Raw genomic sequence first — 18,364 nt, 5'->3', positions numbered from 1 at the left:
CTCTCAGGCCGCACTCGGCCCTCCAGGGGCGTACGCCCCTGGAGGCAGCTCAACAGGGAGTTGCCGCATGACCACACCCACCAACTCTCATAAGGCTTGGACCAACAAAGGGGGTCACGTCACCGGCGCCCACCTATTGCTCAGCACGGCCCAGGTGGATGAGCAGCAGGCCAAGGCATGGCTGGATCGCGTCGGCTGGGATGCAGCAGCGGCCCTGGGTGTGGATGCAGCCCCTGAGCAATCAGCGGCGGCAGAGGGCGCCCAATGCCTCGCAAGGCTGCTCAGCCATGAGGAGCAATGGCGATCAGATACGGGAACCGGCAGGCTGAGCATCCGCGAGCTGCTGGAGCTGGCCCGCAGCCCCAGTGGAGCCAATGAGGCTGAACTGGCCCGCAAAGCACTGGGCCGCCGTGGCATCAAGGCAACGGATCACGGGCTGGTGATCGCCAACAGCCCTGACCTGCTGGCACCGATCTACGGCAACACCAAGTGGTGCAAAGGTGGCCACGCTCAGCGCCTGCGGGATCTGCCCGGTGCCGATGCTGCTGGGCCGGTGCACTTCCCGGTGATGAGAACCCACAAGGCCACGACCGTGCCATGGGCTGCTGCTGGGTTCTAACGGTTGAATCCGGCAGCGTTAGGCGAAAACCTAGTGCTGCCGGGCTTTCTAACGGTCTAACGGTCTAACGCTGGATCACCAACACACCCCTATTAAGGGCGACTCTCTCTACTACTTACTACTTTTACCGTTAGAAGGGTTAGAAGGTTAGAAAGCCAGTAGCAGCAAGCGATCTCACCTAACCCTGCAACACAGCCAACCGTTAGACCGTTAGACCGCCTACCTACCCTGCAGGTGGTCAGATCCTCTAAAAGCAGTGGCATCACTGGGATTGACGGCCCAGAGGGGCTGCACAATGCACCAAACCCTGCAACGGATCAGCCCTGCACCCACCTATCTCAGGGCTTCCTGGGGGAGAGTGGCATCTTCAGACTTCCTTCTGTGGACAGTCTGAGTTGGCCTGGCAAGACTGAAGTCTCTTCAGGGCTGTTTCGTGGACACAGGGCTGCTTTTCTTTTTGGGGTTGGCTTCTGCAATCGTCTTCGCTTCGTACGCCCATTCAGTAGCTGAGGCGAAGGGGCACGATGGGAGTGCATGGGGGGTCGGAGGCTTCTTGCTTGGGCCTGTGGCCCTACTTGCTTCTCTGGGTCTGCCGGATCTAAAAACCCGAAAATACTTAAGGCTTATCGCTGAAAAACAAGGCGTAGATCTGAGCGGAGAACCTGGAATAGTGCAAGAACAGGAAGGGGCTCCCTACGACCACACCTACTGGGAGAAATACGACCGGAAACCCAAGGAATAAGACCCTCAGTGGGTCTCGTACCAGGATCTCCCCACGCTGACCTCCGCCGCTAGGGGCAGGGCACCTAGGAGCTAGCAGGTTTGGACACCGGGGCCGCCCATCTCAGCAGCAATTCCGCCATGGCCTCACCTGATGGATGCGGGTCTGCCCGGCGCTCCCATCGTTGGCCGCAGTCTCTAATCCATGCAACCCAATCCAGCAGTTGCAGCTCTCGGGTGCGGCTGGTGTGGCGGCCCCCATGCATCCAGCAGCTCTACCAATGCCGCATCATCCGCATCGGCGGGAATGAATGATTCCACATCGGCGGCGGCGCGCTCCAGGGCCAGCAAGGAATCAATCAGCGTCATGGCATGCCAAACCTGCCCATGGCTAGGCGGTGATGGCTAGAGCGTGTTGATAAATCCAGCAGCGACCGGGTTGCCCCTACGGCGGCGGCAAATTGCCCAGCCTTCTCTGCCTTGCGGGCGATGCGCTCTAGACGGTTGACGCAGGCGGCCAGCATGTCGTGTTTCTCGACGTGCTCCAGGTCATCCACGAGCTCAGCGTGAGCCTTGTAGACGTATCGGCGCGCAGTCCGGCGTGAGCACCCCCACTGATCGGCCAGAGCGGTCACCAGCTCAGTGCAACCATAACCCTCACCCAGCATCCGGAGCGCCTCCTGCTGCCGCTGATGGATGACGCTGGGGCCAGCCATTAACTCAGCGCCCCTTCCTTACGCAGCGCAGCGATCAGTTCCTGCCGGTGTTCATCACTGATCGGCACACTCAGCAATGCGCGCAGGATGCGGATGTCCTGCTGGGCCGCTTCCATCTGGCGCTTCTCATCACTGATCCGCAGCGCCGCATCAATCACGGATTCAGCCATGGGGCACCTCCATCAGGTCGGTGAGCTGCCGTATCTCCCGCTGTGCTGCGGCCTGCTGATCGAGCAGCGACCCGGATTGCATCTGGATCTGATCCGCCACCTCCAGAACAGCAGCACGGCGGGCCTGGGCACTGGCCATCGGAGACGGCACAGATGGGACGTCATCATCAAGCTGAAGGAGCTCCAGTCGAGCTTCAGCCTGCAGCTCAGCAATATCACTTTTTTCGAGCAGCATCCTGCTCAATACGGGCCCTTTGCGCGCAATACTGTCCATAACGCCTGAGGCATTTACAACAACAGACTAGCGGCGCTAATAAGCGCGAATCTCAATCAGACGATTCAAGCTTGGCCTGCTGCTTTTGAGCGAGCTGCCTGGCCTTATCGAGACGCTGCTCTAACTTCAGATGACGAGCGCTTAAAACAGTTCGCCTCCCTGACGGATCTGCGCGCCTCCACGCATCTGCAGCGGCAAGGTAAAGCTCTACGAGCTGGACTTCCTTTTGATACTGCTTGACTTTTCTGAACAGAATGGCAGCTCGCTCAAAATAAAACGGAGCAGGGAGCTGCCCAGCCCTCTCCAAAGTCAAAAGCTCTGCCTTACAGCACTCCAACATCTTAGATAAATCATGCTTGTACTCATCAGCAAGCTCCCAAGTCTGCCTGCCATCAACAAGATTGGCTCCACCTGTCAATTCGGCCAGGACATCTCCCCAGCTTCTACCAATGAAAGAAGAAATATCAACATCCGATTCTTCTGGAACAACCGGAGCAACTACCGCAGAAAGCCTGTAATATTCATTCCATAGATCCCTGGAGTTGGTCAAACTCAAGGGACACTCATCCATCAAAGAAAGCTTCTCAAGCTGATTCAGGCTTTTCTTTGCAACTTCAAGACGACTTGCACGGGTAATCTCATCTTGTGTTTTTTCGGCAATCTCGAAGGATTCAAACATCACACGTCGAGCGCTTACAAACGACTGAATAAGGAGTCGCTGGTGAGCAGAAAGATCTCCAACCGCAATCTCCGCATCTCGAATCGCATCTGCAAGAGCAGAGTCGTCAACCAGGTCTATTCGTGAGAACGACTTAGGGTCGCCCATGGGCTCCATGCCGTATCGGACAGAGCTACTAGATACTGCTGGGCCGCGAGACGACCCCCACAAGAATCTGGCCACCAGCCACCCGGCGACCAAGACCAAGAGGAACAGCACCGCAAAGGCCACCGCCACATACAGACCAATCCGTCAAGCATGCACCGAACGACAGACGCCTGCCACCTGCCGGTGCACAGTTCGACGCATCTACTCACCCGCCTGGGCCACTTGCTGCGTGGATGCGAGGAGAGCCGTAAGGGTCCACCAGATTTTGGTGCAGGGTTTGGTGCAAAACAAAGTGCAACAAACCCTAAGAGCCACTGTGCTGGCTGCGATCACAGCCATTCAGCCCTCTACATGGCATGCAGGGGGTCAGCGGTTCGAATCCGCTTGGCTCCATCGAGAGAACCCAGGCCCAGCCTGGGTTTTTTTGTGTGTGCTGCATCGGAGCGCATGGGGCGCTTTGAGCCAAGCCACAGCCCCAACGTGGTGAGCCTGGCATTCAGGAGCCCCGTACATCACACTCAGGTCGATCTGGAGAGACCCGTGCTGGAGCTGTTTCATGCTGCCCCCTCCTACTACTCGATGGTGGCGCGGTTGGCACTGGCAGAAGCGGGGGTGGCGACCATCAGTCGACTCCTGGATATCCACATCGCCAAGCAGCAGTTGAGCGATGCCTACCGCCAGCTCAACCCCCATATGACGGTGCCCACGCTGCGTGGCCCCGGACTGCTGCTGACCGACAGCGCCGACATCCTCGCTTTCAGCGCTCACCAGGCCGGCGCGAATTGGCTGGATGCTGATGCGGGGTTGGCGCCAGCGATTGACCAGGTTGTAACTGACCACTACGCCATTTCGATCGAAAACCTCACCTTCAGCAAGTTGCTGGTGAGCAAGCCCCTGCTCCTTCCAGTTGTGAAGAGGGTGCTAGGGGGCCTGAGCCGAAGCCTTGAGGCCAGGGCGGAGCAGGCAGCTGACGGTGGCGCATCCCTGCGGGCCAAAGCCCAGCAGGATCGTGAGCGGTTGGCGACCTTGACCGATGTGCCACCAGCCCAAACCTTGAAATCCATGCGCGAGCAGGTGCACGCTTATCTCTGTGCTCTGCCAGCACCACAGTTTGGAGCAGGCCTTTTTGGGGATCGTCTCAGCCGGGCCGACATCGTGGTGGCGGTATTACTGGCTCGTCTCAGCATGACCGACGAGCTCCAGCTGCTCGAACGGGACGATATCCGTCAGTGGTGGCAGCACTTCCAAACAAGAACAGGGTTTCAATCAGCCAACATTTGGACCCGTTTTCAGAAGCGCAGCTTTGTGCAGGCCGTCATCGCAGCCCGCCACACCCCGCTGGTCATCCACGATTAGACATAGCTCCACGGCAATGCCAGGAACGGTTCACAATCTAAGCCGCAACTGAAGATTACCGGCGACGCCAGCTACGTGTGCGCCGTGGATCCCCCCTCTGCCAGGAAAGTTGACGCCTCTCCAACCCGACCACTTTTTTCACCAGGGGGCTTGATGGAGCAGGGCAATGCGTCGTTACAGCGAGGCCTTTAAGGCTGATGTGAGGAGGCGTATGACTCCGCCGAACCGCCAGAGCGTTTCCCAGATTTCAGCAGAGCTGGGCATTCACGTGGCCAGCCTCTACAACTGGAGAAAGGCCTGGCGGTTGCAAGGAGAGGTGGTGCCGGCATCCGAAAAGGAACCAGAGGGATGGGATTCCACCGACAAGTTCACGGTGGTGCTGGAAACCGCTGGGTTGAATGCCACCGAACTCAGCGCCTACTGCCGGGAGCGGGGTCTGTACCCGGAGCAGGTGGACCGCTGGCGCCAAGCATCCCAGGATGCCAATGAAAAGCCAGTGCTCACCTTGAAAGAGCAGAAGGATCTGGAGAAGCTCCGTGCCCAGGACCAGCGGGAAATCAAGCGGCTCAAGCAGGAGCTCAGGCGGAAGGAGAAGGCTCTGGCGGAGGCGGCAGCACTGCTGATCGCCTCAAAAAAGATTCAGGCCTTCTGGGGAGAGGACGGGGACGATTGACCTCGCCCACCGACCGCCAGAAGGCTCTGCAGATCCTCGATGAAGGCATTGAAGGTGGTGCCCGTGCCAGCGAGCTGGCACGGCTACTGGGCGTGGGGCTCACCACGCTGCAGCGCTGGCGCAGGCAGTTTGCGGGTGATGGGGGCGGTGTGGACCGTCGCAAGGGCAGTCCTCGCCATGTGGCCCACCGCCTCAGCGAGGAGGAACGTCAGAGGATCCTGCTGGCCTGCAACGAGCCGGAATTCGCGGCGTTGCCGCCCGGACAGATCGTGCCGGTGCTCGCGGATCGAGGCCTGTATATCGGTTCAGAGCGCAGCTTCTACCGAGTGCTGCACGCCAACAGCCAGGCTCACCGGCGGGGACGTGCCCGGCCACCACAAGAGCCCAGACCGGTTCCACGCCTGCGTGCCGCAGGGCCGAACCAGGTGTGGAGCTGGGACATCACCTACCTGCCCACCACCGTGCGTGGCGTGTGGCTGTACCTCTACCTGGTGATCGACGTGTGGAGCCGCAAGGTGGTGGCCTGGGATGTCGCCGAACGGGAAGATCCAGCCATTGCAGCGGATCTGGTGAGTAGGGCCTGCCTACGCGAACGGATCAGTAAGGGCCGGAAACAGCCTTTGGTTCTGCATGCCGACAACGGCAATGCCATGCGGGCCGCAACACTCGAGAGCCGCCTGGAGGAGCTGGGAGTACTCAGATCCTTCTCCAGACCACGGGTGTCGAATGACAACCCGTACTCGGAATCGCTGTTCAGGACGGCCAAATACCGTCCTGACTACCCGAGCCGGCCATTCACGAGCGTGGAGACTGCCTGCCAATGGGTGGCGGCGTTTGTTGATTGGTACAACCACCGGCATCGCCACAGCGGGATCAAGTTCGTGACGCCCCATCAGCGTCACAACGGTGATGCCGTGGAGATCTGCCGTCACCGGGCTGCCGTCTACGAACAGGCACGCCAGAGGTATCCACGCCGCTGGTCACGATCAGTCCGGTGCTGGCGTCAGCCGGAGGTGGTGTGGATCAACCCGCCGCCACCAGAAATCGAGCCAGATCCAGCTACGTTGATGTTGGTTGCCTGAATGGCAGCAGAGGCGTCATCTTTTCTGGCAGCTACCGATCCGGAGGGCAACGCCCACCCCCATGGGCTCACCGAGATCCTGGTGAACGCCCTCGATCGGGGCATGAATCCCCAGCAGGCCGTGGATCACCGGCTCGATGGGGTCGCGCTCGGGTTCTGAGGGGCGCTGGGCTTCGCCTCGAGCAACACCCGCACCTGGTGGTCGTTCCAGCCCTCGCCACGCCAGCGCTCGCCCAGGGCCGCCGCAATCGCGGCCACCAGCAACAACAGCGGCAACAGGGCCGGGTCCCCCTGCAGGGTGAACACAAAAGCGGCGCAGAACAGCGGCGCGCCATGGGCAGCGGCAAACAGGGCCGTGGCCCCCACCGCCGCCAGCTGGGCCAGGTCGTTGCTGGTGAGCCCGGGCAGGCCCTGCAGCGGACTGATCAGCAGGGCGCCGAGGCTCATGCTGTCGTGCATCAGCCCCCCGGGGGCCCCCAGGGCCAGGCTGAGCACGCTGGCCAGCAGGCGCCACAGCCAGAGGAGCGGGGAGCCCACGGATTCACCACTCAGAGCCGCCGCCAGCGACAGGGAGCCGTCGTTGAGGCTGAGGCCGCCACTGACGAACGCCAGCAGCGTGAGGCTGGCGGCCAGCAGCAGGGCACCCACCAGCAGCCGCTTGGCCAGCAGGCGTTTCACCCAGGCGGCTGCGGGCAGCAGCAAGCGCACGAACAGGCTTCCTCCAGCGGCTCCCACCAGGGTGAGCAGCACCACCCAGCCCCACAGCTCCGGTGCCAGGGCTCCGAGATCCAGGCCCGGCAGACGGGCCGGCTGGCCCGTGGTGGTGGCCAGCAGGGTGCCACTGCCCGCCAGCAGCAGCGCTGGCAGCACCAGCGGCAGACCGCTGCGCTGGCCCAGCTCCTCCAGGCCATAGGCCACCCCCAGCAGGGGGGAGCGAAACGCCGCCCCCAGCCCGGCTGCGCCGCCGATCACGGCCACCAGTTGCGGCGGCAGGGCAGCCAGCAGCTGAAAACGAGGCCAGCGCCGGCGGATGGCCAGCAGCACGCTCGCCCCCAGCGCCACCGAGGGCGACTCCACCCCCACCGCCAAGCCGCCCAGGTGGGTGAGCAGCATCAGGGGCAGCCGCCGCAGCTGGGTGGCGAGGCTGAGCTGTTGCAGCCAGAGCGCCTCCCGGGCAGTGCGCTCAGCCTGGGGTGCGCGATCGAGGGCCAGCAGCGCCGTCGTGCCGCCACCGCGGCCCGCGGCCAGCGGCCCCCAAGCCAGCAGCACCAGCAGGCTCGTGGCCGCAAACACCACCACGCAGCCGAGTAGCGGCCGGGGTTGAGCCGCCAGCCAGAGCCCCCGCTGCAACAGGAAGCCCAGTTCTGAGAGGGCCTGATAGGGCCACATCAGCAGCCCAAACAACAGCCCCAGCAGCAACCAGCCAGCCAGGGCAACCGCTGCCGGAGCACGAACCGGAGTCACGGGACGGCCACCGTGCCATGCCGCGCCTGCTTCCAGCGCTGGAAGCAGGCATTGCCGGGATCGAGCACCAGGGGTTTGGACAGGTCGATCAGCGTGCCTCCTGGGTCGAATCAGTACAAATCAAGCATTCTGCAAACCAAGGATCTCAGCTGTTTCAGCGCGCACCTTGGTCAACATCGCCGCATCCTGTTTGAGATCGTGCCCATGGGAGGGAATGATCTCAATCATCTTCGCTTTCCAATCGCCGATGAGCTCATCACGCAGGAACGTTTCAATCATGCTGACCATGATGTAGGTGGCCGTGGAAGCGCCAGGCGAAGCTCGGATTTCAGAGGAGTTGGGCATCCACGTGGTCACCCTCTACAACTAGATGGAAGCTTAGCAGTTGCAGGGAGTGCTGCCGACAAATTCATGGTGGCGCTGAAGACTGCTGGCCTCAATGCCAACGAACTCAGCTCGTATTGCCAGTAGTGGGGTCTATACCAAGAGCAGATTGGCTCAGTTTAGGGAAATCAGCAGCATGCGGGCACTGCACTGATAAACCAATGTTTCCAGCCCAAGTGCCAGTGATGAATAGGGGTGCCCCAAACCAGTGTCGCTGTTGCTCGCCAGGGTATCGAGACCACTCTCAATGATGCGCTGCTGCTGGATCATGCGCGGATCGCACAGATTGATCGGCACGGGCCGCTCCACCCAACGCTCGGCCAGCTCAAGCGGAATCCGGCCTTTGCTTTCCCGGCCAATGGTTTGAACCAGGCGCTGGGGATTGAGGTTGAACAGCAGGCCATTGAAGTGGTCGGTTTCCACTTCATAAGCCTGACCTGGGAGGTAGATGGCCTGATGGCCGGCCCGATCAAACCAATCGCGTCCCTCAATCCGATAACGCGTGCCACCTTGATATGGAATCCCAAGGGTGCTTTCGCTGTAGTCCTCGGTGCTGGCGACCAAGGGCACATAGGCAGCAGCACTGACGGCCATGTCGCCGGCTAGCAGTAAGGAGGCTTTATGGGCAAACGCCTGATGCTTCTCCCGGGGCTCAAAGCAGGTGAGGTTGACCGTCAGACCAATCTCATCGGCCAGGGCCTCGCTTTCGAAGCGCATCTCGGCTTGGTCGTTGGCAAAGGCGAGACGCTGCAGCTCCAGCCACTGGCGTTGCTTAGCTAGCGGTGCCTTGGGGTCAGGCGCGGAAGCAGCAGTGGCGAAATCCATACCAGGGGCAATGGCGCCCTCAAAGAATGGGAAGACGCGAGAGCATTTTATAGATCCACCAATCCCAAAAGCACGTCACGCTGCCCGAGAGTCAAGACGTAACAAATACCCGGCAGGCGCAAAACCCGTTTCAATTCGCAATACATCGATAGTAATATTTAGCCATGAGCCACGAGCCCGTGTGGTGCGGAAGACTAGGGCCAGCGTGGGGCCATCGAGGCATCACCCTTTGGATGGAACTCGGCGACACGATCGGACCAAAAGGGTGTACCCATCGCAGCGGTGAGGCCAGCGGTCGTTGATCACAAAGATCCCGCTGCATTAATATCCAGAAAAGGTGACTTCAATCTCGCCAAGCTTGATGTTATGAATCAAGCAGTGAAATGACAAGAATTCCCATATTGCCAGATCCAATCACCGGCAGCACCGGCGAAAAGGCCGCCAAAGTGCAGCAACGCGGCAAATGACGATCAGTTTCGCAGCAAGAGCAAGACGACATTCTTTGAGAGGCTAAAGCGGCAGCAGCGAAAGCTGGCATGCGCCCTCCTACTTTTCACCAGCCTGGCTCCGTCGACCATCGCAAGCCCTGAGCGAGTTTGAGCGCTCCCTCAAGCGGAATCCCAATCGCTTCCGTGGGATTGACGGCGCCGCGCAAGCCACGGGTCATCCTCAGGCCGCCCGTGATGACTACGGGAAACTATTGGCCCTGGCCACCGGATCCGACACGGAGCGTGCTGAGCTCAAGCAGGCCAAGGCCTTTCTGTCGAGGCGATGAGGCGTTGGCTTGGCGCGCTCAACGCGGGGCCAGCAACTGCATCAACACACCCAGGCCTGCGGCCACACCAATCAGCTGCAGCACACTCCAATGCCATCGCACCAGAGCCAGCATCGCCAGCCCGGCGACGAGAGCCGCCGCGGCATCGAAGCGCCCGGCTGGCCAGAGCACCGGGCCCGCAAAGAACAGGGCCAGGCTGGCGATCACGCCCACCACCGCAGCGGTGATGGCGGTGAGGGGTGCGCCGATGCGGAGGTTGTCTCGGCTGGCCTCCACCAGCGGGGCGCCAACCAGGATGAAACCGAAGGAGGGCAGAAAGGTGAACCACACGGTCACCAGGGTGGCGGCCACAGCCCCGGCACCGGTGGTCCAGCCGCCCATGAAGCCCACGAAGGCCACCACCATGATCAGCGGCCCCGGCGTGGTCTCCCCCAGGGCCAGGCCGTCAACCATCTGGGCCGCCGACAGCCAGCCAAACTGCTCAACCGCCCCCTGGGCGACGTAGGGAAGCACCGCATAGGCCCCGCCGAAGCTGAGCAGGGCCACCCGCGTGAAGAAGCGGGCCATCAGGGGCAGGGTGCCATTCCAGCCGGCCATTGCGGTGAGCATCGCCAGGGGCAGGATCAGGGCCAGCGCCCAGATCAGCAGGGTGCGGGCCAGGCGTCGCCGGTTGAAGCGGGCGTGGGCTGGCGTGGGCGTGTGATCGCCATGGATGGGCTCAGGCTGCAGCAGCGCTTGGGCCGGCCCTGGCACCAGCCCTGCAACGGCCGGCCCCAGCGGCGGTGGGAGCAGCAAGGCCTCGGGACGCCAGCGGCCGACCAGGGCACCCGTGAGCGCCGCCACACCCACCACCAAGGGATAGGGCAGACCCAGCACCGCAAGGGCCAAAAAGGCAGCCAACGCAATGCCGGCGAGCCAAAACGAGCGCAGCGCACGCCGACCCAGCCGCCAGGCCGACACCACCACGATCGCCAGCACCGCTGGCTTGAGCAACGCGAACACCGCCACCAACAGGGGCAACTGGCCCCAATGCACGTAGACGCTGGAGAGCAGCGTCAGCACCAGCACCGAGGGCAGCAGGAACAGCCCTCCGGCAATCAGGCCACCAGGCACGCCGTGCATCAACCAACCCAGATAGGTGGCGAGCTGGGTGGCCTCCGGCCCCGGCAGCAGCATGCAGTAGTTGAGCGCGTGCAGATAGCGCCGCTCGCTCAGCCAGCGGCGGCGTTCCACCAACTCGCGGTGCAACAGGGCGATCTGACCGGCGGGTCCACCGAAGCTCACCACCCCAAGCTGCAGCCAGAAGCGGCTGGCATCGGCCAGGCTCACCGGAGCAGGGTCCACCTGACGCTGGGGATCCACGGGGTCAGCTGCCATTGCATCCATACCACCGGTCTTGGGCTGACACAATGACGGTTGACCATCCCCGGCCATGGGCTTCAGCGCCAAGACCGACTATGGACTCGTCGCCCTGATGGAGTTGGCGGCAGCCTATCCCTCAGGCACCTTGGTGCAAAGCGGGGAGATCTGCCGGCGCCATGGCATCCCAGAGCGCTACCTCGAGCAACTGCTCACCGACCTGCGAAAAGTCGGCCTGCTGACCAGCATCCGCGGCCCACGAGGGGGCTTTCAGCTCGCCAGGGATCCCGACTGCATCACCGTTGCCGACGTGGTCAACGTTCTGGAAGGGAGCCGCAACAGCGAACGGCAGGGCGATCTTGGCGACGCCACGTTCCTGGTGCTCACGGCCCTTGAGCAAAAACTAGAGCAGGCCCGAGAGACTTTGCTCGCCTCCACCTCACTGGCCCAGTTGTTGCGGGAGCGGGATGCCCTCAGGCAGCCGCAGCCGATGTTTTACATCTAGGCCCATGCCCGATTCCGATGATGACTGGCTCATCGACCAAGGTCGGCCTTGGGGGCTACGTTTGCTAGCGCTGGTGGGAGCCCTTGCCTTTGTGATGCTCGGCATCAACAGCCTGTTGCCGGTGCTCCAGCAACCCATACCGCCACCGGTGCCGACGCAGCCAAAGCGGGGAGACAGCAGGGCCTAAAAGCGAGACATGGCCTCGATCTTGGCCAATTTTTCAGCGTCCAGACCCGCCAGTTCGTCGATCTGTAGCAGGCTTTCCTTCACCAAACTGGCAAACACAAACAGGATGCCGTCGAGGCGGAAATCAAACCGCCCTTCAATCGTGTGCCGCTCGATGCTGAGAAAATCGTGGAGCTCCCACACGGTTTCGGCGGAGCCCAGCGCCACTGCCTGGGCCTGCACCGACGCCACCAATTGGTCGACAGCCCTGCCGTAGGCGCGGTCAAAGGCATCGCGGGCGACGGCCTGTTCCGATTCCGTCCATCCCTCCAGCATGGTCTCCATCATTTGATTTAAGCGCCCTGGCAGGGACATTAGTCGGGGGTTCAGGCTGCCGCGAGCCCTGGGTCCCGCCGAGACGGGCGGGCGCGGCGGTGTTGGGCGGGCAACTCGAACCAGGCGAGATGCGGGCTGTCGTGGTGCTCACGGTGGTAACCGAAGTGAAAGCAGGCCAGCAGCGAAAGCCAGGGGGGCAGATCGAGGCTGTCGGGCTGGGACTGCTGGTGCGGCAGCCGCTGGCGCCGGTGCGGCAGATAGGTGCCGAACACAAACAACTGCAGCGAACTGAGCAGCAGGGGCAGGGTGCAGAACAGCAGCACGTTGATCCAGCCCGCGGGCTGGATCCGGCCGGCGATCAACGCCAACAAGCCCCAGCCGCCAAGCAGCCGCATCATCTGGCCCGCCGAAAGGTAACCAGCCATGAAGCGCCGGTACCAACCCAGCGTTCCGGCGCGGGGGTCGCCATGGAAATCAGGATCATCCGCGCTGGCGGTGAACCGGTGATGGCTCTGGTGATTGCGGCGGCAAGCCACGTAGGGCAAAGCCGCATAGAGCGCCAGGGCAACAGCACCCAGGCGATCATTCCAGCCCCGCCGCTCCAGCACCAGCACGCCGTGCATGGCGTCGTGACCAACGATGAACAGGCCGGTCTGCAGCAGGGTTCTCCCCAGCGTGGACGCCACCACCAGAGCCACCAGGGCCGCCCCGTGCAGCCGGCCCAAATCGAGGCTGAGCAGCCCCAGCAGGGAAGCGAGCCAGGCGAGCAAAATCACCGCGGCGAGCAGCAGACCGCGATGGGTGGTGCTGCTCAGGCGGCTTTGGCTGGGGCGCAAAGCCCTGCTCAACGGCCCAGCTTCAACAACTCAGCCGGGGAGGCCAGCAGGTCAATCGCCACGAAGTAGATCTTGCCCTCGGGATTGAGCAGGAAACGCCAGGCCACGTTCATGCCGATGCCGGCGCCAAACCAGGGGGTCTGGACCTTGCCCGTGACCTTGATCTGGGTGAAGTCTCCCTCGGTTGGCTCAGCAAAACCGCGCTCAGGCAGGAGCTTGAGGTTTTGGCAGTCTTCGCGGAAGAAGCGCAGGATGGCGTCGCGACCGACGATCGGCTTCTGGAAGGGGGGCTGCAGGGCGCCGTCGGCCAGGAACAGGTCGATCAGGTTGTCGAAGTCGTTGGCGTTGAGCAGGTCCATGTAGCTGTTCACCGTGGGGTTGATCACCCCCTCGATGAACACGCGCTTGCGCTGCTCCTCGGGCGTGGGAGCGGCAATCGGCTCCATCACGCGCTGGCCTTCCCCCTTGGCGGGGTCGTAGCCCATGTCCACCACGAAGTTGCGCAGCAGGGTGATCTGCTGACCCTGATCCACGCCCTTGACCGAGCTCAGCACGGCGGAGGCGTTGGCCGAGAGCTGGTAGCCCTCGGGGATCGGCGCCACCAGGCCGGCGGCCATCCAATCACCCAGCTGATACCAGAAGCCCAGCTTGATATTGACCGACCAGCAGGAGTAAGTGCGGCCGATCTGGGTGTCGGTGCGGTTGGCGAGCTCGCACATCACCGCGCTCTGCTCGGCGAAGTTCATCGCCTTGATCTGGTTGAGCAAGGGCTCGGCAAACTGCATGCGCGCAGCACCGGGGGCCGCGACGGTGATGGTGTTGCCCATCTCGAGGTAGGCGTACCAGATCAGCGCCAGCTGGTCTTCGGCGCTCAGCAGCCGAAAACGGGCCGTGATGGCCGGCACAACGTCGGCCGACATAGTGTCGGGAAAGATCTGGGTGGCTTTCTCAAGCGTGAACATGCGCCGTCACTCCCAATTGTTAAAGAGATTTGCAAACTCTAGCCTCACTCGGTCCCACCTGGTAAGGCGCATCTGATTTGCGGCCCGGCCCACCTAGACCGTGCCGCCATCCGCTCCCGTGCCTGTGCCTGTTCCCGTGCTGAGCGACGCTGATCGCGACAAGCTCGATCGCTCCGACGACGCCCTCTTCTACGCCGATCCGCGGTTCGTGCATCACCTTGATGCCAGTTTCCGGGCACGCCTGACCAGCCTGTATCGCGAGCGGATCCCGCCTTGCGCGGTGGTGCTGGACCTGATGAGCAGCTGGGTCAGCCATCTGCCCGAAGAGCTCTCCAACCAGGAGGTGATCGGCCACGGCCTCAACGCCGAAGAATTGGCGGCCAACCCCCGGTTCGATCGCCACTGGGTGCAAAACCTCAACACCGAACAGGATCTTCCCCTGGCCGATAACAGCGTGGATGTTGCGCTGATCGTGGCCGGCTGGCAGTACCTGCAGCAACCGGAAGCGGTGGCCGCCGAACTGCTGCGGGTGGTGCGGCCCCGGGGCGAGGTGATCGTGGCCTTCAGCAACCGGATGTTCTTCCAGAAAGCCCCCCAGATCTGGACCGAGGGCGGCGACCGCGACCATCTGGCCACCGTGGCGAAGGTGCTGCTGGCCCAGGGCTGGTCGAAGCCCCAGCTGCTGGCAGAAGAGACCCCGGCTCCAGGGGTGCTCGGCTGGATCGGCGGCAAGGGCGATCCCTTCTTTGCCGTGATCGCTGCCAAGGCGGAGTGAGCGACTCCGATCAGACCGGCAGGCTCTGAATCAGCACAAAAAAGCCCGACCAGCAGAGCTGGCCGGGCTTTTCGTTAGGCCGAAGCCCGAGGGGCTCAGCCCAGACCCACCTGGCCCAGGATGCCCTGGCCGGTGAGCAGCTCGGTGCCGAGGCCGATCACGAAACCGAGCATGGCCAGGCGACCATTCCAGGTTTCAGCGAAGGCAACAAAACCGAAACGGGAAGCGGAATCAGCCATGGATGTTCGTTGGTTACGAAACTTGACGTGATCGTAACAGATCTTGAAGCAGCTGGTGGTGGGTGCATCTGGCCCCGGCCCCCGGTGATGAGCGCTCCTGCTGACCCGCCTGGGATTGATCACCACTGCTGAGCAGTGATCTTTTCCCCAGGCCGGGTCGCTTCTCCCCAATCTTTAGAGGCCTTTTCCACAGGGATGGAGAGGCGGAAGGGCCCCGTCCATCACCCGTCTGAGTCCGGGGATGGGGAAAACGGGCCGGCCCCTTGACGCTTCTGCGCAGGCCACTTCCGAGCTCGCGCCAAACTGGAAAAAAACCTGAAAGCGCCTGGGGCCCGGGCCTGGGGGCTGTGGGTCTTGCCGGACTCGCCTGTTGGGACGCCCTTTGACGGCGGTGCCAGTGGCGTGGCCTGATGGGGGCTCGCTCAGGCCACCGCCTCCATGCTCCAGATCCCGGACCACCCCCCCAACTCCGTCTCGGTCGAAAACCAGTTTCCGGAAGACCTGTACGACGCGATGCGGGAGTTTGTCCGGCTGCATCCCCAGTGGGAGCAGTACCGCCTGATGCAGGCCGCCCTGGCCGGTTTCCTGTTCCAGCACGGCTGCCAGGACCGCGTTGTGGCCCGCCACTACCTCGATGGCCTGTTTCGCCGCCAGGAGCTGACGCCCTGCTGGTGGCCATCGGCGCTGTCCCGGGCGCCTGGCTGCGCTTCCGGGTCGTCGATCACCTCGAACCGGTGCTGCCCAGGCGGCACTGGGGCACCTTCGGGGTCAACCTGATTGCCTGTTTCGCCCTCGGCCTGATGGTGGGCCTGGAGCAGAGTTGTGGTGATGCATCCCGCCGGGTGCTCCTGTTGATCGGCACCGGCTTTCTGGGCAGCTTCAGCACCTTTTCCACCTTCTCGGCCGAATTGCGGGCGGAGCTGGTGGCCAGGCATTGGCGCGAAGCGGCCGTGCTGGCCGGGGGCTCGGTGGCCGGCGGGCTGCTGGCGATGCTGACGGGCCTCTCCCTGGGGGCCGAGACATGAGCACCACCCCCGCCCGCAGCCTCCGTGGCGACCTGCGCGATCTAGCCCTGGTGGCCGCCGGAGCGATCCCCGGGGCCCTGCTGCGCTGGCGCCTTGAGGCCATCGGCACGGCGGAAGTCGGCGGCCTGCGCGGCTTGGTGGGAGCCGACTTCATCGCCAACATGCTGGGCTGCCTGCTGCTGGGCCTGGTGCTGGCCCAGTCCGTCCGGCGCAAGCGGCTGATGCTGTGGGCCGGCATCGGCTTCTGCGGATCCCTCACCACCTTCTCCTCCTGGATGCTGCAACTGGCCCGGGCCCTGCGGGCTGGCGAAGCCTGGGACAGCCTGTTGGTGCTGGTGGCGAGCCTGCTGGGCGGCCTGGTGCTGGTGGCCCTGGGTCACGCCCTGGGCCGCCGCTGCCACGCCGCGGCTCCGGCGAGCAGCAGCAAGGGAGCCTCGCCCCAGCGGTCGTAGGGGGTGAGGGTCTGCAGGCGGGGCACGGCAAACACGCCCGTGGCTGGCCGACCCGCTGGCAGGGAGGCCACCACCCGGCCGCGGGCATTCACCAACAAACTCGGGCCAGTGTTGGCCGCACTCACCAGCCAGCGGCCCGTCTCAATCGCCCGCAGCTGGGCCAGGGCCTGAAACTGTTGCTGCAACAGCGCGGGATAGGGGTCGAGGTTGGCACTGGCCAGCAACCAGCCCGCCCCAGCGCGGCTGGCGGTGGCCAGGGCGGCACCATCGGAGAGCTCGTAGCAAATGGCCCCGGCAATGGCCCCCGCTGGCCGGGGCAGGAGCCGCGATGCCGCTCCCGGCTCGATGCCGCCCACGGCCGACAAACCGCTCCATCGCCCCAGCCCCGCCAGGGGAACCCATTCCCCCAAGGGCACAAGCCGATGCTTGTCGAGCCAACTGCTGGCCTGCTGCTCCCCCGGAGCCATGCGCAGCAGGGCGCTGCGCTGCTGCGGCTCCCCGGCCACCTCCTGCCAGCGGAAACCACCACTGATCAGTTCGACCGGCACCGGCGCCGCCAGCTCAGGCTCGAGCCCCAGGGCCCCCTCGGGCAGCAGCACTGCATCCACCCGGCGCTGTTGCGCCTCCGCCAGCGCCGCCGTTAAGCGCTGCTGCAACCGCTGCTGCTGGGCCCACTGAAACTTCTGGCGCGTGGGGATCGCCGGCTGCAGCACCAGCACCCGCTCCACGCCGGAGCTGGTCTGCCCCGCAGGCAGGCCTAGGGGCAGCGCCGCCAGCACGGCTGCACCGAGGCCATGGCTCAGAACCACGCCAGCAGCGGTGGCAGCGATCCAGGCCCGGGGCTGGGGCACCGTCGCGCAGCACCACAGGCCCCAACCGATCAGCAGCTGCAAGGTGGCCAGCAGGCCGCTGCCGCCGAGGGCGGCCAGGCCTGCCAGGGGTCGGTCGCCGGGGAGCGCCGCCGCTCCCAACCCCAGCCAAAACAGCGGCCCCTTGGCCAGCAGCACCTCCGCCAGCCCCCAACCGGCGCTCAGCAGCAGGGCAGTGCTCAACCGGCGGGGGTCGAAGCGCTGGGCCAGGGCCACCCAGAGGGCCACCAAGCCAGCCCCCGCCAGGGCGCAGATCGCCAGCAACAGCACGGCCAGGGGAAAGCTCAAGGGGCCCGGCACGCCGATCCAGTCGAGGGGGTGGAGCCCCAGCAACCAGCGGTGACTCACCAGCACGGCCGCCCCTGCCCACAGGGCCCCGCCCCGGGCCCCGATCGCCGAGCCCGGCAGGGCCCACAGCCCCGCCAGGGCCAGCCAGAGCAGGGGCGGCAGCCCCAGGGGGGGCAGCGCCAACCCCGCCAGCAGCCCGGACATCCCGGCCAGCCACCACCCCCCTAGCCGGTCATTGCCCATGGCCAGTGAGCGTAGGAAGCGCCAGGGTGAAGCAGGACGATTGCCGCCATGGATCCGAACAACCCGCTCCAACAGCTGCTGCTGCGTGGCCTCGGCACCACCTCACTGGTGTCGGAGCGACTGCGCACGGTCACCCAGGCCTGGGTGCGCAGCGGCAAGCTCGATCCCAGCCAGGCCCCAGCCCTGGTGGACGACGTGCTGAAGGCCCTACGGGGCGAAACGCCCGAACTGGAGCAGCAGGCCGAGCGCCAGCTGGAGCGCAACAAAGACCAGCTGCTGCAGGATTTGGGCCTGGCCCGGCAGCGGGAGCTCGATGAACTGCGCGGCCGGATTGACCGTCTGGAGCGGGGCCTGCGCCAGCAACCACCAGCCCAAGCCCCCCCCGAAGTGGACATTCCCGACTGAGACAGTCCCGACTGAAGGGAGC

General features: G+C 64.0%; 22 protein-coding genes and 1 pseudogene. 10 read left to right on the top strand and 13 right to left on the bottom strand.

Going from position 1 to position 18,364, the window contains the following annotated elements; genetic code table 11:
• Positions 1-67 precede the first annotated feature (67 nt).
• Positions 68-619 carry a hypothetical protein gene (locus tag KBY70_RS10710; protein ID WP_254988495.1) on the top strand — a complete coding sequence of 184 codons (552 nt, stop codon included), beginning with the start codon at positions 68-70 and terminating at the stop codon, positions 617-619.
• Positions 620-1,537: 918 nt separating this feature from the next.
• Here the strand turns inward: KBY70_RS10710 and KBY70_RS10705 are convergent.
• The 4 genes from KBY70_RS10705 to KBY70_RS10690 form a co-directional block, all read right to left on the bottom strand.
• Positions 1,538-1,708, bottom strand: a complete 171-nt coding sequence (locus KBY70_RS10705) for a hypothetical protein (protein ID WP_254988494.1) — start codon at positions 1,706-1,708, stop codon at positions 1,538-1,540.
• A gap of 346 nt (positions 1,709-2,054) precedes the next feature.
• A complete protein-coding gene (locus tag KBY70_RS10700) occupies positions 2,055-2,225 on the bottom strand; it encodes a hypothetical protein (protein WP_254988493.1) in 171 nt (56 codons plus the stop codon).
• Positions 2,218-2,364, bottom strand: a complete 147-nt coding sequence (locus tag KBY70_RS10695; protein ID WP_254988492.1) for a hypothetical protein — start codon at positions 2,362-2,364, stop codon at positions 2,218-2,220. Before KBY70_RS10695 ends, KBY70_RS10700 begins: the two co-directional genes overlap by 8 nt.
• Before the next feature lie 187 nt (positions 2,365-2,551).
• Entirely contained in the window at positions 2,552-3,325 is a 774-nt protein-coding gene (locus KBY70_RS10690) for a hypothetical protein (RefSeq protein WP_254988491.1), read from the bottom strand.
• Positions 3,326-3,865: 540 nt separating this feature from the next.
• Between KBY70_RS10690 and KBY70_RS10685 the strand changes: the two genes are divergently transcribed.
• The 3 genes and pseudogenes from KBY70_RS10685 to KBY70_RS10675 all read left to right on the top strand — a co-directional run bounded on the left by KBY70_RS10685 (position 3,866) and on the right by KBY70_RS10675 (position 6,595).
• Positions 3,866-4,681 (top strand): glutathione S-transferase family protein, encoded by an 816-nt coding sequence (locus tag KBY70_RS10685; RefSeq protein ID WP_158217048.1) that lies wholly within the window; start codon positions 3,866-3,868, stop codon positions 4,679-4,681.
• A 166-nt stretch (positions 4,682-4,847) separates the two neighbouring features.
• Positions 4,848-6,436: pseudogene (locus KBY70_RS10680) on the top strand (IS3 family transposase).
• The gene (locus tag KBY70_RS10675; RefSeq protein WP_254988490.1) at positions 6,437-6,595 is read left to right on the top strand and encodes a hypothetical protein; all 159 of its coding nucleotides are present in this window, start codon (positions 6,437-6,439) and stop codon (positions 6,593-6,595) included.
• Here the strand turns inward: KBY70_RS10675 and KBY70_RS10670 are convergent.
• The 4 genes from KBY70_RS10670 to chrA form a co-directional block, all read right to left on the bottom strand.
• Complete coding sequence (locus KBY70_RS10670) at positions 6,562-7,899, bottom strand: chloride channel protein (RefSeq protein ID WP_254988489.1); 1,338 nt, start codon at positions 7,897-7,899, stop codon at positions 6,562-6,564. The genes KBY70_RS10675 and KBY70_RS10670 overlap by 34 nt on opposite strands.
• 120 nt (positions 7,900-8,019) lie before the next feature.
• Positions 8,020-8,244, bottom strand: a complete 225-nt coding sequence (locus KBY70_RS10665) for a malate:quinone oxidoreductase (protein ID WP_254988488.1) — start codon at positions 8,242-8,244, stop codon at positions 8,020-8,022.
• Between the two features lie 153 nt (positions 8,245-8,397).
• The gene (locus KBY70_RS10660; protein WP_254988487.1) at positions 8,398-9,108 is read right to left on the bottom strand and encodes a hypothetical protein; all 711 of its coding nucleotides are present in this window, start codon (positions 9,106-9,108) and stop codon (positions 8,398-8,400) included.
• 793 nt (positions 9,109-9,901) lie between these two features.
• The gene (gene chrA, locus KBY70_RS10655; protein ID WP_254988486.1) at positions 9,902-11,260 is read right to left on the bottom strand and encodes a chromate efflux transporter; all 1,359 of its coding nucleotides are present in this window, start codon (positions 11,258-11,260) and stop codon (positions 9,902-9,904) included.
• A gap of 55 nt (positions 11,261-11,315) precedes the next feature.
• Between chrA and KBY70_RS10650 the strand changes: the two genes are divergently transcribed.
• The gene (locus KBY70_RS10650; RefSeq protein ID WP_254988485.1) at positions 11,316-11,747 is read left to right on the top strand and encodes an RrF2 family transcriptional regulator; all 432 of its coding nucleotides are present in this window, start codon (positions 11,316-11,318) and stop codon (positions 11,745-11,747) included.
• A gap of 183 nt (positions 11,748-11,930) precedes the next feature.
• Here the strand turns inward: KBY70_RS10650 and KBY70_RS10645 are convergent, their stop codons facing one another.
• Genes KBY70_RS10645 through KBY70_RS10635 form a run of 3 tightly spaced genes read right to left on the bottom strand, consistent with a single transcriptional unit; the run spans position 11,931 to position 14,046 of the window.
• Complete coding sequence (locus KBY70_RS10645; RefSeq protein WP_254988484.1) at positions 11,931-12,257, bottom strand: hypothetical protein; 327 nt, start codon at positions 12,255-12,257, stop codon at positions 11,931-11,933.
• A 41-nt stretch (positions 12,258-12,298) separates the two neighbouring features.
• Entirely contained in the window at positions 12,299-13,096 is a 798-nt protein-coding gene (locus tag KBY70_RS10640; RefSeq protein WP_254988483.1) for a fatty acid desaturase, read from the bottom strand.
• Positions 13,093-14,046 (bottom strand): orange carotenoid-binding protein, encoded by a 954-nt coding sequence (locus KBY70_RS10635; protein WP_254988482.1) that lies wholly within the window; start codon positions 14,044-14,046, stop codon positions 13,093-13,095. Before KBY70_RS10635 ends, KBY70_RS10640 begins: the two co-directional genes overlap by 4 nt.
• 124 nt (positions 14,047-14,170) lie before the next feature.
• Between KBY70_RS10635 and KBY70_RS10630 the strand changes: the two genes are divergently transcribed.
• Positions 14,171-14,821 (top strand): class I SAM-dependent methyltransferase, encoded by a 651-nt coding sequence (locus tag KBY70_RS10630; RefSeq protein ID WP_254988499.1) that lies wholly within the window; start codon positions 14,171-14,173, stop codon positions 14,819-14,821.
• A gap of 95 nt (positions 14,822-14,916) precedes the next feature.
• Here KBY70_RS10630 and KBY70_RS10625 read toward each other — a convergent pair whose 3' ends face one another.
• Positions 14,917-15,060: a chlorophyll a/b-binding protein gene (locus KBY70_RS10625; RefSeq protein ID WP_094560173.1), complete on the bottom strand. Its 144-nt coding sequence runs from the start codon at positions 15,058-15,060 to the stop codon at positions 14,917-14,919.
• Between the two features lie 438 nt (positions 15,061-15,498).
• Here KBY70_RS10625 and KBY70_RS14575 point away from each other — a divergent pair, with 438 nt between their 5' ends.
• Genes KBY70_RS14575 through KBY70_RS10610 form a run of 3 tightly spaced genes read left to right on the top strand, consistent with a single transcriptional unit; the run spans position 15,499 to position 16,537 of the window.
• A complete protein-coding gene (locus KBY70_RS14575; protein WP_409996054.1) occupies positions 15,499-15,837 on the top strand; it encodes a DUF2811 domain-containing protein in 339 nt (112 codons plus the stop codon).
• Complete coding sequence (locus KBY70_RS10615) at positions 15,732-16,085, top strand: fluoride efflux transporter FluC (protein ID WP_409996053.1); 354 nt, start codon at positions 15,732-15,734, stop codon at positions 16,083-16,085. The genes KBY70_RS14575 and KBY70_RS10615 overlap by 106 nt, the downstream gene beginning before the upstream one ends.
• Positions 16,082-16,537: a FluC/FEX family fluoride channel gene (locus KBY70_RS10610; protein ID WP_254988481.1), complete on the top strand. Its 456-nt coding sequence runs from the start codon at positions 16,082-16,084 to the stop codon at positions 16,535-16,537. Before KBY70_RS10615 ends, KBY70_RS10610 begins: the two co-directional genes overlap by 4 nt.
• Here the strand turns inward: KBY70_RS10610 and KBY70_RS10605 are convergent.
• Positions 16,462-17,898: an apolipoprotein N-acyltransferase gene (locus tag KBY70_RS10605; protein ID WP_254988480.1), complete on the bottom strand. Its 1,437-nt coding sequence runs from the start codon at positions 17,896-17,898 to the stop codon at positions 16,462-16,464. The two genes, KBY70_RS10610 and KBY70_RS10605, sit on opposite strands and share 76 nt — an antisense overlap.
• An 87-nt stretch (positions 17,899-17,985) precedes the next feature.
• Between KBY70_RS10605 and KBY70_RS10600 the strand changes: the two genes are divergently transcribed.
• Complete coding sequence (locus KBY70_RS10600) at positions 17,986-18,342, top strand: phasin family protein (protein WP_094560168.1); 357 nt, start codon at positions 17,986-17,988, stop codon at positions 18,340-18,342.
• The last annotated feature ends 22 nt before the right edge of the window (positions 18,343-18,364 follow it).

The sequence above is a fragment of the Cyanobium sp. ATX 6E8 genome, from assembly GCF_024346335.1.
Classification (GTDB): Bacteria; Cyanobacteriota; Cyanobacteriia; order PCC-6307; family Cyanobiaceae; genus Cyanobium_A.
This window is presented reverse-complemented; position numbering and strand designations above follow the sequence as displayed.